Raw genomic sequence first — 15,102 nt, 5'->3', positions numbered from 1 at the left:
TTGATCGAGATCAAGAAGAAATGAAAAAGTGCGGTTAAAAAACGCTGTGTTTTTCAACCGCACTTAGTTTTTTGTAGGGGTGAATTTTTTAACGTTTAAACATTCCCCCTAAACCACCAAGACCGCCCAAGCCTCCGCCCATTAGACCTTGCATACCCCGCATCATTTTCGACATTCCGCCTTTACGCATTTTTTTCATCATACGCTGCATTTCATCAAATTGTTTGAGCAATTTGTTTACATCTTGCACTTGTGTGCCGGAGCCTAATGCAATGCGGCGACGGCGGGAACCTTTGATAATGTCGGGATTGGCACGCTCTTTTAAAGTCATAGAGTTAATGATCGCTTCCATTTTGATGAACATTTTATCGTCCACTTGGTTTTTCACATGATCCGGTAAATTCTTCGCGCCGGGGAGTTTTTCCAGCATCGACATCATACCGCCCATTTTTTTCATTTCGATGAGTTGTTCGCGGAAATCATCAAGGGTAAAGGCATCGCCTTTCTTGAATTTTTGTGCCATTTTTTCCGCTTTTTCACGATCTACCGAACGTTCGAGATCTTCGATAAGGGAAAGCACATCACCCATGCCTAAAATACGAGAGGCAACACGATCCGGGTGGAATGGCTCAAGAGCATCGGTTTTTTCCCCCACACCAAGGAATTTTATCGGTTTGCCGGTAATTTGACGGATTGACAATGCCGCCCCGCCACGGGCATCGCCATCTACTTTGGTGAGGATTACGCCGGTGAGCGGTAATGCTTCATTAAACGCTTTGGGGGTGTTTGCCGCATCTTGCCCCGTCATCGCATCAACAGTAAAGAGGGTTTCGATTGGATTTAACGCACTGTGGATTTGTTTGATTTCATCCATCATTTCGCTATCCACATGTAGGCGACCGGCAGTATCCACGATGAGAACGTCGTAGAATTTGAGTTTGGCTTCTGAAAGGGCGGCTTTGGCAATTTCTACCGGATTTTGTTTGACATCTGATGGGAAGAAATCCACGCCTACGGATTGTGCCAACGTTTCCAATTGTTTGATTGCCGCAGGGCGGTACACGTCAGCAGAGACGACCAATACTTTCTTTTTATGGCGTTCACGCAAGAATTTTGCCAATTTTCCCACGCTGGTGGTTTTCCCTGCACCTTGTAAACCCGCCATTAAAATGGCTGCCGGGGGCTGGGTGGCAAGATTTAAGCTTTCATTTGCTTCCCCCATGGCTTTTTCAAGCTCACGTTGTACGATTTTTAAGAATTCTTGCCCCGGGGTTAAACTTTTATTAACTTCTTCGCCTAATGCGCTTTCCTTTACTTTTGCGATAAATTCACGCACCACCGGTAATGCTACATCGGCTTCCAACAATGCCATACGCACTTCACGTAGGGTTTCTTTAATATTATCTTCCGTTAAACGACCTTTCCCCGTGATATTACGTAGGGTTTTCGAAAGGCGATCAGATAAATTCTCGAACATTCTTAATCCTGTTTTTTTCATCAAAAATTGCCGTGATTATACCGAAATCTAGGCGTTTTTCATCATTTCAAATAAATTTATAGCGAATTCGGAATCAGAACGCTAAAATAATAACAATTCCTAACAAGAGACAACGATTATGTGGTTTGCCGTTTTTTCGATTTTGTTTTATTTAATTAGCGCATTAATGATTGCGCCATTGCTTAATTCTTCGGATAACGAAAAACGCCGTCCGAAAAAAACATTGTTCTTTTTGACCGCACTTTTAGCCGTCGTATTCCATCTCATAAGTCTTTATCCTGCATTACAGGAATTAGCCTTAGAACGTAAGTTTAGCTTAGTTGAAATCAGCTCATTAATGAGCGTAAACATTGCGATTTTGGCAATATTGGCTATGTTGGTGGTAAATTCTATGTGGTTTTTGTTACCGATTGTGTTTTCTTTCTCTATTTTTAACTTGGTTTTGGCGACATTTATTCCGAGCCATATGATTCAGTTGTTGGATCAGGAGCCGGCGATGTTATTTCATATCGGATTATCTATTTTTACTTATGCCGTATGCTTTATTGCAACGTTATACGCCATTCAAGTCGCTTGGATAGATCGTAGTTTGAAAGCGAAAAAAACCGCATTTTCACCGGTAATCCCTTCTTTGATTACGGTTGAACGGCATTTTTATCGAGTGTTTGCCGCAGGTGAATTATTACTGACTCTGACATTAATTTCAGGTATCTACCATTCTATAAATGCATTAACCGCAGAAAATATCCATAAAGGCGTTTTCTCATTCTTGGCTTGGGTTGTTTTTGGTGTAGCGCTTTTCGGACACTGGCGTCTAGGCTGGCGTGGAAAAAGGATGATTTTTTATGCTATTTCAGGTATTATTTTGCTCACAATTGCCTACTTCGGTAGTCGGTTAATTTAGTCAATAAGGGCGAGCAGAGGTTCGCCTTTATCGTTGGATTTTTATTCAACTCTTGTTTAACTAACAAAAGGATTCTCTCTTGGACAGTATTCCCCTTAGTACGTTATTTATTACACTCATTATCTGTTTAGTTTTATCCGCTTACTTTTCAAGCTCCGAAACCGGCTTACTTTCTCTGAATAAATATCGAATGCGTTATCTTGCCGAACAAGGCAATAAAGGGGCGCAAAAAGCCGAGAAATTATTAGAAAAGCCCGATACCTTATTGAGCTTCATTCTTATTTTTAACAATTTAGTAAACATTAGCGCATCCGCCATTGCAACGATGATCGGGATGCGTCTTTATGGCGATGCCGGTGTAGCAATTGCAACGGGATTACTAACCTTTGTGATGCTTGTCTTTTCTGAAATTTTCCCTAAAACAGTTGCTGCGCTTCACCCTGAAAAAGTTGCTTTTTTATCTAGCCATATTTTGAATGTACTGATTAAGATTTTTTATCCGGTGGTGTGGTTTATGAATTTATTTACCACGCTGTTAATGAAAATGATGGGATTAAAGCCGGAAATGCAAAAACAGGTGATTAGTAGCGAAGAGTTACGTAGTATCGTGAGTGAAGCAGGAGAAGCAACACCGGGCGAGCAACACCCGCAAATGTTGCTTTCCATTTTGGATATGGAAACGGTCACGGTGGACGATATTATGGTACCACGCAATGAAATTGGCGGTATTGATATTGACGATGATTGGAAAGCCATTATGCGTCAGCTTAATCATGCGGCACATAATCGTGTAGTACTGTATAAAGGTAGCCTCGATAAAAATGTACTTGGTATTTTGCGTGTGCGTGAGGCATTTCGATTGTTACTTGAGAAAAATGAGTTTACTAAAGAAACCCTTATTCGAGCGGCCGACGAGGTCTATTTTATTCCGGAAGGAACGCCGTTAAAAACGCAGTTGGCTAATTTCCGTACCAATAAAGAGCGTATTGGGCTTGTGGTCGATGAGTATGGCGATATTAAAGGATTGGTTACATTGGAAGATATTTTGGAAGAAATTGTTGGTGATTTTACTACTTCCACCGCTCCGAGTATTCACGAGGAAGTTACGCCACAATCTGATGGTTCAATCATTATTGACGGATCTGCTAATCTACGGGACCTGAATAAACTGTTCGGTTGGGGCTTGGATACTGAAGATGCCCGCACTTTCAACGGACTCATTCTAGAACATCTTGAAGAAATCCCTGACGAGGGTACGCTTTGCGAAATCGAAGGGCTGCAAATAACGATTCTAGAAGTGGCAGACAATATGATTAAGCAAGCGAAGGTTGTTAAACTGTAAATTAGAAACAACATAAAATTAAACCGCACTTTTGACCTGGATCATAAGTGCGGTTTGTTTTTTTACCCTTTTTTCCTAAGCCATCTATAATTTTCCTCATTCGTTTTAGGTATGAGAGTAATGATGGAACAGGCATATCAGCGTGGGGTAACACGTGTTTGTGTACAAACAGCATTATTGCTATTACAGCATGGAGCGGAAAGTGCTGTGGTGGTTCAAATGACGCAGCGATTAGGCGTGGCGCTCGGTGTTGAGAGTGTGGAATGTGCCCTGACGGCAAATGCCGTGGTGATTACCACACTTTCAAATCAGCACTGTATTACAACCGTTCGAAAAAGTACCGATAAAGGAATTAATATGCAGATGGTCACTGATGTGCAGCGTATTGTCATTGCCGTGGAGCACAAATTATATAATTTAGAGCTTGTACAGAAGAAATTGGATAAGCTGACACCCCTAAAATATCATCGCGCTTTAGTGGTGTTGATGATTGGATTATCTTGTGCGTCTTTTGCTCATTTATCGGGAGGCGATTGGCTGATTTGTCTGATGACTTTTTTGGCTTCTGCGGTGGCGATGTTTGTTCGGCAAGAATTATCTAAGCGTCATTATAATCCGATTATTGTGTTTGCGATTACGGCATTTGTGGCATCACTCATTTCCGGTATCAGTTTGAAATATCAATGGGGAAACGATCCGCAAATCGCCTTAGCTTCCAGCGTATTGTTGCTTGTGCCGGGATTCCCCTTAATTAATTCCTTGGCAGATATTTTAAAAGGCTATGTCAATATGGGGTTAGGGCGTTGGACGATTGCGACAGTTCTGACTTTTGGAGCGTGCCTTGGTATTGTGTTGGCATTGAGTGTGTTGCATATTACAACCTGGGGGCATTAAAACGATGTTTCTATTGAGTTTACTTGATGATATGGTGTTTGCCGCCATTCCTGCGGTGGGTTTTGCCTTAGCCTTTAATGTGCCGCCTAAGGCATTAAAATATTGTGCTGTTTTAGGGGCGTTAGGGCATGTCACACGCACATTACTTTTACACATTAATGTACCTATTGTCTTTGCAACTTTTTTTGCCACTTGTGTTATCGGCTTTATCGGCGTGCATTTATCGCACCGTTATTTGGCGCATCCAAAAGCATTTACGGTGGCTGCGATTATTCCTATGATTCCGGGTGTTTATGCCTATAAAGCGATGATTTCCATCGTACAAATTCATCACTACGGTTATTCCCACGAACTCTTGGAACAAATGATCAGCTCATTTATCAACACCGCCTTTATTTTAGGCGCATTGGTTTTTGGGCTTGCTTTGCCGGGCTTGATTTTTTATCGTCAGAAACCGGTGGTGTAAAACAAAAAACACGCATCATTGCGTGTTTTTTCTCTTACTATTCTTTTGTAATTTCCTTATCTTCCGGCAAGATTAAGTTCAATATCAATGCCAGTAATGATCCCACCGTAATACCAGATCCTAATACCTCTTTGAAAAAGTGTGGGAGTTTATCAAGCAATTCCGGACGGGTGGTGACTGCTAATCCACAACCGATTGAAATGGCAATAATTAATCCGTTGCGTTTGCTGCGTTCCACTTTGTCTAACATCTGAATCCCAGCAGCAATAATCATCGCAAACATCATTAAACCCGCACCGCCGAGTACCGGTAATGGAATGGACACGATTAATGCGCCAAATACAGGGAATAGCCCTGCTAATGCCAATAATACGCCGGTTAATGCGACCACATGACGGCTTGCTACGCCGGTTAAAGAGATCACGCCGATATTTTGTGAGAAAGAAGAAAAGGGCGTGGTGGACATAATCGCCGCCAATGCTGAACCTAAACCGTCAGCCAGTACACCGCCTCGTAAATGTTTACCGGTAATTTCAGTATTGGTAGCATTACCCAGTGCTAGGAAATTACCGCTAGATTCAACGATGGTGACCAAATAAGCAATGGACATTCCGATAATACCTGAAATAGGGAAAGCAAGCCCAAAATGAAGGGGTTGAGGAACTGCGAAGGTTTGGGCGTTTGCCACGCCATCAAAATTAACCCAACCTAAAATAAGGCAAAGGACGTAGCCGGTCATCATCCCTATTACAATGGCTGCGGCAGAGAAAATGCCTTTGCCCCATTGAACCAAGGCGACCACGATAACCAACACAAAACTTGCCATCATCAAATTTTCCGGCGTGGCATATTGCGCATCGCCACGTTGACCGCCGGCAAACCAATCTACCGCAACGGGAATTAAGCTCAGACCGATCATCATCACCACTGTGCCGGTGACAACGGGTGGGAAAAGTTTACGAATATAAGGCATAAAAAAGCTGCCGATAATCATCACTAAAGACCCGACTAAAGACGCTCCTAAAATCCCGGCAACACCATAATCACTAAAACCAATGGCAAGAGCTGCAGCAACAAAGGTAAAACTGGTTCCCATCACGCTGGGTAAGCGAATACCGATTGGACCTAATCCACGGCATTGAATCACCGTGACCACGCCGGAAATTAACAATGCCGCATTGACTAACGTGATGGTGTCTTCGGTGGGGAGTTTTAAAACATTACCGATCACCAAGGGTACAGCGATAATGCCTCCGAGTGCCGCTAATAAATGTTGTGCGGCAAGCAATAAACTCAATCCAAAAGGAGGTTTATCTTCAACGGAGTAGAGGAGTTGATTATTCATATTTTGGGTCCTTATGTAAAAGAAAGCGCGAATTATACGCTAAAGCAGGGTAAAGGAAAACGTTTGCTTTTGTGAAATGAAAGTGCGGTCAAAATCATCGGTATTATGTGGCAAATGCATAAAATAGAAATTTCAAGAGACGTAGGGACACACTGCGTGTGTCCGTTATAAAATCAAGTTATTTCAATAGGTTAAAATTCGGACACGCGCAGTGTGTCCCTACAAGTGAACAAAAAACAGATTTGTGCAACTGCTACATAATACCGAAAATTATACTGATTTTTGACCGCACTTAATGAATTGCCTAACCCCAATTGACATTGGTAAAGGCATTATAAACCGCCCAAATAAAGAGCACTGCAATGATGGCGAGCACTAATTTTTCCCATTTGTTCAGATTGAATTTTCCGCCTTGGTATTGATAGTGGGAATATAAAAATAACCCAATTCCCGGCACATAAAGCAGAACGGAAAGCAACAAATAATCCAGCCCAGCGGCGTATAGAATCCATAAGCCATAAAGAGATGCCATAAAGCCGGTGAGCTTAATATACCAAGGAGAATTTTGTTGAATGGAGAGTTTTAATAAATATGCGCCAATTAAAAAATAAGGCACTAAAATCATTGAGGTGGAGATCAATAATAAGGCGTTATAACTTTTCCCTGTGAGTAAAACTAATAATAAACAAAGTTGCACGACCAATCCGGTAAACCAGAGGGAATGAATTGGCGTATTGTTTTCATTGCGTTTGTCTAAAATTTTCGGGAAGGCGCCGTTTTTTGCACCACGATAAGGTACTTCGGTAGAGAACATTGTCCAACTGATGTAAGACGCGAGTACAGACACAATCAAGCAGGCGGTAATAATGATTTTGCCCGTGCTACCAATCATGTGTTCAAGTAGCCCAGCCATGGAGGGATTCGGCATCATAGCAATAGTTTCACGGGGTAAAATCCCTAATGAAAGCACGGTGATTGAAACATAAAGTGCAAGGGCGATCAAAATACTTAATACAGTGGCAAGTCCTACATCGGAACGTTTTTTTGCATGTGCCGATAGCACCGCCGCGCCTTCCACACCGCTAAACACCCAAAGAGTAATCAACATAGTATTTTTTACTTGGTCTGATACATTGTTATTTAACGCAGTTGCTTTTACATCATGGCTAAAGGTTTCGGGGTTGAAATACCATATAGCAAGCAAGATAAACAAGATAAGCGGAAAAACTTTCACAAAGGTGGCAATAAGGTTCACTGTCGCCGCTTCTTTTATTCCTCTGGCGATTAGAATATGCACCAGCCAAACAATAATAGAAGAACCAATAAATGAGGCGATGGTATTTCCTTGCCCAAAAATAACTGTATTTGGGCTATCGGTAAAGGTGCCAATGCCCTCAAAGGCGACCACTAAATAACCCACAATACCGATCGTGGCGCAGAGCCAATAACCCCAGGCGGACATAAACCCCATGAGTTCGCCAAAGCCTTCCCGTGCATAGGTGTAAATGCCGCCGTCTAAGTCTGGACGAAGACGGGAAATGAAAAAGAAGGAGAGACCGAGAAAAATAATCCCGATACCGGTAATCGTCCAACCAATAATGAGCGCTTCCGACCCCGCTACTTCTGCCATATTTTGTGGTAGGCTGAAAATACCCGAGCCAATCATTGAGCTTAACACTAATGCAGTCAGAGACAGTAAGCCAATTTTTTTGTTTGACATAATGCTTTCCTAAAAAATAATAAAAATTAAATGGATAGAATGGTTTTCACATATTGTTGTAATGTTGGAATCACTTCTTGTTCAAACCATGGATTTTTTTGTAGCCAAAGTTGATTGCGTGGTGAAGGGTGAACTAAAGGAAAAAAGTGCGGTAGAAATTCACGGTAGATTTTCACTGTCTTCGTCACATTTAATGTATTTTTCGGTAAATAATATTTTTGCGCATATTGCCCGATCAAAATCGTCAGTTCAATATTGGGCAAAATAGCTAAAAGTTGAGGATGCCATTTTTCCGCAAAGCCTTTGCGTGGGGGTAAATCGCCCGATTTACCTTTTCCCGGATAATAAAAATCCATGGGGATTACCGCAAATAGCCCTGAATGATAAAACATATCACGATCAACCCCTAGCCATTCGCGCAGGCGATCCCCGCTTTTGTCGTTCCAATAAAGGCGGGTTTGTTCCGCTTTTAAACCGGGCGCCTGACCGACAATATTAATACGTGCCGTGCGAGGGGCGGCAAAAAGCGGTTCAATATGGCGAGCGGTGAAATCTTGATTTTGAGGATCATTGATAATCGCTGTTTTGATTTGATTGATCGTTTGCATAATCTGTTTAATTTATCTCATTTTATGGTTAAGGTTCACTGGTATAAGCCTCGCCAAATTTTTCCGCTAATGCTTTGATATGTTCGGGACCAATGCCACAACAACCGCCAATAATGGTCGCACCGCTTTCAGCCCATTTTTCAGCCCAAAGGAGATATTGTTGTGGATTGAGATCTTCTCGGATTTCATCAAGCCCGTCATTTGCCGTAGCATCTTTGGGTTGGGGCGGAAAGGCATTGGCGTAAGCGCCGATACGAATATTTGTGGCATGACGGGTTTTCAACGTTTCCTGTGTGACGAGCAACGCCTGTTGAATCACTTCAGGTTGGCAACAGTTAAACAAAATCGCTTCCACGCCTAATTCAACCATTTTTTCAACCGCACTTTGCACGGTTTCACCGGAGCGTAAACGAGGAACATCAGTAGGTTCATCGTCTTGTAAAGTGAAAGAAACCCAGAGTGGACGATCATCTTTTGGCAACAAAGGTTTAATCGCTTGAGGTTCGGTCGCCGAACTTTGGGTTTCGCATAGCCAGAAATCCACATAAGGCGAAAGTCCATCAATGATCGGTTGAGCCACCTCTTGCACCCGCTGGGGTTGGTATAAATCGAAACGGTAAGAACCGAATAATGGCGGAATTGAGCCGGCAATTTTGATCTGAGAAACAGCTGAATTTTCAACCGCACTTTTAGCTAAACGCCCGGCAAGATCCGCCAACATTTTTCCATCCGCCTGAAAACGTTGCTCTCCAATATGAAAAGGCACGACGGCATAACTGTTGGTGGTAACTACTTGTGCGCCACTTTTGATAAAATCCTCATGCACGGATTGAACGGCACTTGGCTGTTGATAGAGGGCGAGTGCCGACCATTCCGGCTGCTGAAAAGGCGCTTTACGGCGCGCCAACTCACGTCCCATACCACCGTCTAAAATGATGATGTTTGACATTTTGCTTTCCTTAAATTTTCTAAAAAAAGACCGCACTTTAAGCGTGCGGTCGTGTTTGATGAAATTTATACGTTGAAACGGAAGTGCATCACATCGCCGTCTTGTACAATGTAATCTTTCCCTTCTAAACGCCATTTGCCCGCTTCTTTTGCGCCATTTTCCCCTTTGAATTGGATAAAATCTTTATAGGCGATGACTTCGGCACGAATAAAGCCTTTTTCGAAATCCGTGTGAATAACGGCAGCGGCTTTTGGTGCGGTGGCTCCGACGGAAACTGTCCAAGCACGCACTTCTTTTACACCGGCAGTGAAATAGGTTTGCAGATTTAACAAGGCGTAACCGGCACGAATCACTCGGTTTAAGCCCGGTTCTTCAATGCCTAAATCTTGTAGAAATTCTGTTTTTTCTTCATCTTCCAATTCCGCAATTTCCGCTTCAATGGCGGCACAAACCGGCACAACCACCGATCCTTCTTTTTCGGCAAACTCACGAACCTTGTCAAGATACGGATTGTTTTCAAAACCGTCTTCATTCACATTGGCGATATACATGGTTGGTTTTAGGGTGAGGAAGTTATAGCTTTTAATCGCATGGAGTTCTTCTTTATCAAGGGGAACAGAACGAATCATGCCCGCTTCAGAAAGCACAGGAAGAATTTTTTCCATCACAGAAAGTTCAAATTTTGCCTCTTTATCGCCGCCTTTGGCACGTTTTTGTAAACGTTGAATGGCACGCTCGCAACTATCCAAATCGGCAAGGGCAAGCTCGGTATTGATGGTTTCAATATCGTTTAACGGATCGATTTTTCCCGCCACGTGAACAATATCGTCATTTTCAAAACAGCGAACAACATGACCAATCGCATCGGTTTCACGAATATTGGCTAAGAATTTATTGCCCAAGCCTTCGCCTTTACTGGCGCCTGCCACTAAACCTGCGATATCCACAAATTCCATTGTAGTTGGGAGTACACGTTCCGGTTTAACGATTTCAGCAAGGGCATCGAGACGGGGATCCGGCATTGGTACAACACCGGTGTTGGGTTCGATAGTACAGAATGGATAATTTGCCGCTTCAATGCCGGCTTTGGTGAGTGCGTTAAAAAGGGTAGATTTACCGACGTTTGGCAAACCTACGATACCACATTTGAATCCCATAATTTTTCCTTATATTGAATCAAAAAAGTTGCGAAAATGACCGCACTTTTAAATTTTAAAACTATTTAAACGGTTGGTAGCTTTTACGATGCCGTCTTTAAAAATCATTTCCACGCAATCCGTTGCTTCATCAAGGGCTTTTTCAAGGGCTTGACGATCGCTTGGCGAAGGTTTGTTCAGCACATAACCGGCAACCAAATCACGATGTCCGGGGTGTCCGATGCCTAAACGTAAACGATGGAAATTGTTGTTATTTCCCAATTTTGCCACAATGTCTTTCAAGCCGTTATGTCCACCGTGTCCGCCACCCAGTTTAAGTTTTGCGCTACCCGGCGGTAAATCCAGTTCATCGTGAATCACCAAGATTTCTTCCGGTTTGATACGATAAAATCCGCTCAAGGCTGCCACCGCTTTACCGCTTAAATTCATAAAGGTGCTAGGCACAAGCAAACGGACTTCTTTTCCGTTCACCAAAGTGCGGGCGGTTTTACCGAAGAATTTGTTTTCAGGATTAAGCGTGGTATTGAAACGATGGGCTAAACGTTCTACCAACCATTCACCGGCATTATGGCGTGTTTCGGCATATTTATCCCCGGGATTGCCAAGTCCGACGATGAGTTTAATTTCAGACATATTGCGTAATGATTAAAAAATAGTGGCGTATTGTAGCGAAATGCAGCTAATTTCTCAATCTATAATGCCAATACAAACACGCCGACTAACATTCAAAAACGTTGTTTTTTGTGACCGCTCTTTTCCGTTATAATAGCCCAAAATTTTAAGACGAAGAAATCCATGATGAGCCAGATTAATATTGAAATCGCCTATGCCTTGCCGGAGCGCTATTATTTAAAAGCTTTTCAGGTAGAAGAAGGCACAATGGTGCAAACCGCTATTTTGCAATCCGGTATTTTGCAACAATTTACCGAGATTGACTTGCGTGAAAATAAAGTCGGCATTTTTAGCCGCCCGGCAAAATTAACCGATATATTGAAAGAGGGCGATCGCATTGAAATTTATCGTCCCTTACTGGCCGATCCAAAAGAAATCCGCCGTAAACGTGCCGCAGAACAAGCCGCTCAAGCCAATAAAGAAAAAGGAGTCCAAAAATGACCGCACTTTCCCCAACCGATTTTTGTTTACCGGAGTCTATCACCCCTGAAATTTTCTTGCGGGATTATTGGCAGAAAAAGCCTCTGATTATCCGCAATGGTTTGCCTGAAATCGTCGGGCAGTTTGAACCGCAAGATATTATTGAGCTGGCGCAAAATGAAGACGCCACCGCACGTTTGGTGAAAACCTTTGCCGATGATGATTGGAAAGTATTTTTCAGTCCTCTAACGGAACAGGATTTTAAACATTTACCGCAGAAGTGGTCGGTGCTTGTACAAAATCTGGAACAATGGTCAGCGGAATTGGGGCAGCTTTGGAACAAATTTGGTTTTATTCCCCAATGGCAACGGGATGACATTATGGTGTCTTATGCACCCAAAGGCGGCTCGGTGGGCAAACATTATGACGAGTATGATGTGTTTTTAGTGCAAGGCTATGGTCGCCGTCGCTGGCAGTTAGGAAAATGGTGTGATTCCAGCACGGAATTTAAACCGAATCAACCTATTCGTATCTTTGACGATATGGGCGGTTTAGTGATTGATGAAGTGATGAATCCGGGCGATATTCTCTATGTTCCTGCCCGTATGGCGCATTATGGCGTAGCGGAAGATGATTGCTTAACCTTTTCCTTTGGTTTGCGTTACCCGAATTTGACTCATTTGATTGATGGCATCAGTAAAGGCTTTTGTCATCAAGATCCGGATTTGAATTTAAGCGAATTTGATTTGCCGCTTCGTTTAACGCAATCGGCGCAGCGTAGCGGAAAACTTGCCGATGAAAACATTCAGATGATGAAACAACAACTGTTGGATAAACTTGCTCATTCTGAAGCCTTTGATAAATTATTCAAACAAGCAGTAGCCACAGCGGTGAGTTCACGCCGTTATGAACTCTTGGTGTCTGAAGAAATGAGTGATCCTGAGGAAGTGCGTGCTGATCTGGAAGAGGGCGCATTACTTTATCAGGATAATAATAGCAAGTTGCTTTATACGGAAAATCCCCTTCGCATTTATGCCAACGGCGAATGGTTAGATGAATTAAATTTGATTGAAACGGAAGTGCTGAAACGCTTAGCAGACGGTGAGTCCTTAGATTGGGAATTTTTGACGGATTTAACGAACGAAACGGAAGAGCCGGAAACCGCAATGGAATTATTGTTAGATTCAATTTGTAACTGGCTAGACGATGGCTGGGCATTATTAGATGAATATGTCTGAGAATATTTATTCCGTATCCCAACTTAACAATGCGGCACGCCAAATGTTGGAAAGCCATTTTTCCCAGATTTGGCTGACGGGGGAAATTTCTAATTTTACCCAACCGGTGTCGGGGCATTGGTATCTCACGTTAAAAGATGAAAATGCCCAGGTGCGTTGTGCCATGTTTCGGATGAAAAATTTGCGTGTGGCGTTTCGTCCGCAAAATGGTATGCAGGTTTTGGTGCGAGCGAATGTGAGCTTATACGAACCGCGTGGTGATTATCAACTCATCATTGAATCCATGCACCCGGCAGGCGAAGGCTTATTGCAACAGCAATTTGAAGCGCTGAAAATGAAACTTGCGGCAGAAGGACTCTTTGCTCAAAATCTTAAGAAAAATTTACCGCACTTTAGTCGAGCCGTCGGGGTGATCACCTCATCCACGGGGGCGGCATTGCAAGATATTTTGCACATTTTGGCTCGCCGTGATCCGAGTTTGAAAGTGGTGATTTATCCGACAGCGGTGCAAGGCAAAGAGGCGGCAGCTGAGATTGTCCAGATGATCGAATTGGCGAATGTTCGGCAAGAAGTGGATGTGTTGATTGTCGGACGAGGGGGCGGTTCCTTAGAGGATCTGTGGTGTTTTAATGAAGAATCTGTTGCTCGTGCCATTTTTCGTTCAACTTTGCCAATCATTAGCGCAGTTGGACACGAAACCGATGTGACTATTGCGGATTTTGTTGCAGATCTCCGTGCGCCAACACCTTCTGCTGCGGCAGAATTAGTCAGCCGAAATCAAGAGGAGCTGATACAACAACTCCGCCATCAGCAACAGCGTTTAGGTATGGCATTTGACCGCTTATTTAGCGAAAAAGGTCAACGATTAAAACAGCTTATGCTACGCTTGCAAAATCAGCATCCACAGAATCAATTACGTATTCAACAAACGAAGAATGAACAACTTGCACAGCGTTTACACTTTGCGATGCAGCGTCAGTTGGAAAAAACACAGCAAAAACTGACCGCACTTTCCCTGCGTTTAGCACAAAATCCCTTACCTTATCGTATCCAACGTCATCAACAACAATTAGTGCAATTACAAGGGCGATTACATTTCAGTGCAAGCCGCCAATTAACGGAGCGTCAAAACAGGTTGGCGATATTATGTGGAAAATTAGATGGATTAAGCCCCTTGAAAGTGTTGGCTCGCGGTTATTCCATTGCAACAACGGAACAAGGAAAAACCATCACAAGTATGAATGACGTTAAGCAAGGAGATGAGATCACGACAAAATTCGCTGATGGAAGTATTCGTAGCCGGGTGGTATGAAATTTAGATGAAATTGATTGATAGAGTCATTGTCATGTATTTTTAAGAAAAAGTGCGGTTTATTAACCGCACTTTGTTTTTTCTGGTTCCTATTTCCTTCGCCATATGCCCTTTATTTAATGCTCATTTTGCTATCCTTTCAAAATTTGGGGAGTAGAAAATAGTCGTACCGAGCACTTTTGAGGTTGGTTTTATTGCCCTCCGGAAATAGCGTCAAGCCAGTTAATTAATGCACGTTTTTGTTCGCTATTCATTTGTTGCCAATGGTAGTCAAGCCGAAAACGCAAGGCATCATTCTGTATGGGAACATAGAGTTGTTTGTCGTCTAGGTTGAAGGTTTTGCTGTCACTGAAAAACCAATCAATAGGTGTATCTAAAATAATAGCTATATCTACTAAATGGTTTACATTCATTTTAGTTGCTCCTCGTTCATAACGAGAAAATTGTTGTTGTGATACACCAATTTTTTCAGCTAATACTTCAGCACTGATACCCAATTCTTTACGGCGGAGTTGAATTCGTTTGCCTATAGCGATATCAGTTTCTGCTGCGGTAAATCTTGCCATGTTATCTCTCA

At 42.8% G+C, this 15,102-nt stretch carries 15 protein-coding genes; 7 read left to right on the top strand and 8 right to left on the bottom strand.

Annotated elements, in window-relative coordinates; translation table 11 throughout:
* Nucleotides 1–88 precede the first annotated feature (88 nt).
* Nucleotides 89–1,477: a signal recognition particle protein gene (gene ffh, locus BKG94_RS00915; RefSeq protein WP_077433320.1), complete on the bottom strand. Its 1,389-nt coding sequence runs from the start codon at nucleotides 1,475–1,477 to the stop codon at nucleotides 89–91.
* 139 nt (nucleotides 1,478–1,616) lie between these two features.
* Here ffh and BKG94_RS00910 point away from each other — a divergent pair, with 139 nt between their 5' ends.
* The 4 genes from BKG94_RS00910 (at nucleotide 1,617) to BKG94_RS00895 (ending at nucleotide 5,104) form a co-directional block, all read left to right on the top strand.
* Entirely contained in the window at nucleotides 1,617–2,402 is a 786-nt protein-coding gene (locus BKG94_RS00910; RefSeq protein ID WP_077433318.1) for a cytochrome C assembly family protein, read from the top strand.
* 79 nt (nucleotides 2,403–2,481) lie between these two features.
* Entirely contained in the window at nucleotides 2,482–3,744 is a 1,263-nt protein-coding gene (locus BKG94_RS00905; protein WP_077433316.1) for an HlyC/CorC family transporter, read from the top strand.
* A 123-nt stretch (nucleotides 3,745–3,867) separates the two neighbouring features.
* Nucleotides 3,868–4,638: a threonine/serine exporter family protein gene (locus BKG94_RS00900; RefSeq protein WP_077434088.1), complete on the top strand. Its 771-nt coding sequence runs from the start codon at nucleotides 3,868–3,870 to the stop codon at nucleotides 4,636–4,638.
* Between the two features lie 4 nt (nucleotides 4,639–4,642).
* The gene (locus tag BKG94_RS00895) at nucleotides 4,643–5,104 is read left to right on the top strand and encodes a threonine/serine exporter family protein (protein WP_077433314.1); all 462 of its coding nucleotides are present in this window, start codon (nucleotides 4,643–4,645) and stop codon (nucleotides 5,102–5,104) included.
* A gap of 37 nt (nucleotides 5,105–5,141) precedes the next feature.
* Here the strand turns inward: BKG94_RS00895 and BKG94_RS00890 are convergent, their stop codons facing one another.
* The 6 genes from BKG94_RS00890 to pth all read right to left on the bottom strand — a co-directional run bounded on the left by BKG94_RS00890 (nucleotide 5,142) and on the right by pth (nucleotide 11,516).
* On the bottom strand, nucleotides 5,142–6,449 hold the full coding sequence (locus tag BKG94_RS00890) for a nucleobase:cation symporter-2 family protein (protein WP_077433312.1): 1,308 nt from the start codon (nucleotides 6,447–6,449) through the stop codon (nucleotides 5,142–5,144).
* Nucleotides 6,450–6,753: 304 nt separating this feature from the next.
* Complete coding sequence (locus tag BKG94_RS00885) at nucleotides 6,754–8,169, bottom strand: basic amino acid/polyamine antiporter (RefSeq protein ID WP_077433310.1); 1,416 nt, start codon at nucleotides 8,167–8,169, stop codon at nucleotides 6,754–6,756.
* Between the two features lie 26 nt (nucleotides 8,170–8,195).
* Complete coding sequence (locus BKG94_RS00880; RefSeq protein WP_077433308.1) at nucleotides 8,196–8,777, bottom strand: uracil-DNA glycosylase family protein; 582 nt, start codon at nucleotides 8,775–8,777, stop codon at nucleotides 8,196–8,198.
* Between the two features lie 28 nt (nucleotides 8,778–8,805).
* Nucleotides 8,806–9,726: a homocysteine S-methyltransferase family protein gene (locus tag BKG94_RS00875; RefSeq protein ID WP_077433306.1), complete on the bottom strand. Its 921-nt coding sequence runs from the start codon at nucleotides 9,724–9,726 to the stop codon at nucleotides 8,806–8,808.
* Between the two features lie 65 nt (nucleotides 9,727–9,791).
* Complete coding sequence (gene ychF, locus BKG94_RS00870; protein WP_077433304.1) at nucleotides 9,792–10,883, bottom strand: redox-regulated ATPase YchF; 1,092 nt, start codon at nucleotides 10,881–10,883, stop codon at nucleotides 9,792–9,794.
* Between the two features lie 48 nt (nucleotides 10,884–10,931).
* Entirely contained in the window at nucleotides 10,932–11,516 is a 585-nt protein-coding gene (gene pth, locus BKG94_RS00865; RefSeq protein ID WP_077433302.1) for an aminoacyl-tRNA hydrolase, read from the bottom strand.
* 165 nt (nucleotides 11,517–11,681) lie between these two features.
* Between pth and BKG94_RS00860 the strand changes: the two genes are divergently transcribed.
* From BKG94_RS00860 to xseA, 3 genes are read left to right on the top strand one after another with little or no spacing between them, the layout of a single operon-like run.
* Nucleotides 11,682–11,996: an RnfH family protein gene (locus BKG94_RS00860; protein WP_077433300.1), complete on the top strand. Its 315-nt coding sequence runs from the start codon at nucleotides 11,682–11,684 to the stop codon at nucleotides 11,994–11,996.
* Entirely contained in the window at nucleotides 11,993–13,213 is a 1,221-nt protein-coding gene (locus tag BKG94_RS00855) for a ribosomal protein uL16 3-hydroxylase (RefSeq protein WP_077433298.1), read from the top strand. Before BKG94_RS00860 ends, BKG94_RS00855 begins: the two co-directional genes overlap by 4 nt.
* Nucleotides 13,206–14,525 (top strand): exodeoxyribonuclease VII large subunit, encoded by a 1,320-nt coding sequence (xseA, locus tag BKG94_RS00850; protein ID WP_077434086.1) that lies wholly within the window; start codon nucleotides 13,206–13,208, stop codon nucleotides 14,523–14,525. The genes BKG94_RS00855 and xseA overlap by 8 nt, the downstream gene beginning before the upstream one ends.
* A gap of 191 nt (nucleotides 14,526–14,716) precedes the next feature.
* On the opposite strand, the gene BKG94_RS00845 is transcribed toward xseA, so the two are convergent.
* On the bottom strand, nucleotides 14,717–15,091 hold the full coding sequence (locus BKG94_RS00845; RefSeq protein WP_077433296.1) for a helix-turn-helix domain-containing protein: 375 nt from the start codon (nucleotides 15,089–15,091) through the stop codon (nucleotides 14,717–14,719).
* Nucleotides 15,092–15,102 lie beyond the last annotated feature (11 nt).

The sequence above is a fragment of the Rodentibacter ratti genome, assembly GCF_002000485.1.
Lineage (GTDB): Bacteria > Pseudomonadota > Gammaproteobacteria > Enterobacterales > Pasteurellaceae > Rodentibacter > Rodentibacter ratti.
The sequence above is the reverse complement of the archived record's forward strand: the minus strand, read 5'-3'. Positions and strand labels throughout refer to the sequence as shown.

Excerpts from the sequence above, each read along its gene's own strand:
- ffh (WP_077433320.1), bottom strand. The coding sequence starts at position 1,477 with ATGTTCGAGAATTTATCTGATCGCCTTTCGAAAACCCTACGTAATATC.
- BKG94_RS00910 (WP_077433318.1), top strand. The coding sequence starts at position 1,617 with ATGTGGTTTGCCGTTTTTTCGATTTTGTTTTATTTAATTAGCGCATTA.
- BKG94_RS00900 (WP_077434088.1), top strand. The coding sequence starts at position 3,868 with ATGGAACAGGCATATCAGCGTGGGGTAACACGTGTTTGTGTACAAACA.
- BKG94_RS00895 (WP_077433314.1), top strand. The coding sequence starts at position 4,643 with ATGTTTCTATTGAGTTTACTTGATGATATGGTGTTTGCCGCCATTCCT.
- BKG94_RS00890 (WP_077433312.1), bottom strand. The coding sequence starts at position 6,449 with ATGAATAATCAACTCCTCTACTCCGTTGAAGATAAACCTCCTTTTGGA.
- BKG94_RS00885 (WP_077433310.1), bottom strand. The coding sequence starts at position 8,169 with ATGTCAAACAAAAAAATTGGCTTACTGTCTCTGACTGCATTAGTGTTA.
- BKG94_RS00880 (WP_077433308.1), bottom strand. The coding sequence starts at position 8,777 with ATGCAAACGATCAATCAAATCAAAACAGCGATTATCAATGATCCTCAA.
- BKG94_RS00875 (WP_077433306.1), bottom strand. The coding sequence starts at position 9,726 with ATGTCAAACATCATCATTTTAGACGGTGGTATGGGACGTGAGTTGGCG.
- ychF (WP_077433304.1), bottom strand. The coding sequence starts at position 10,883 with ATGGGATTCAAATGTGGTATCGTAGGTTTGCCAAACGTCGGTAAATCT.
- pth (WP_077433302.1), bottom strand. The coding sequence starts at position 11,516 with ATGTCTGAAATTAAACTCATCGTCGGACTTGGCAATCCCGGGGATAAA.
- BKG94_RS00860 (WP_077433300.1), top strand. The coding sequence starts at position 11,682 with ATGAGCCAGATTAATATTGAAATCGCCTATGCCTTGCCGGAGCGCTAT.
- BKG94_RS00855 (WP_077433298.1), top strand. The coding sequence starts at position 11,993 with ATGACCGCACTTTCCCCAACCGATTTTTGTTTACCGGAGTCTATCACC.
- xseA (WP_077434086.1), top strand. The coding sequence starts at position 13,206 with ATGTCTGAGAATATTTATTCCGTATCCCAACTTAACAATGCGGCACGC.
- BKG94_RS00845 (WP_077433296.1), bottom strand. The coding sequence starts at position 15,091 with ATGGCAAGATTTACCGCAGCAGAAACTGATATCGCTATAGGCAAACGA.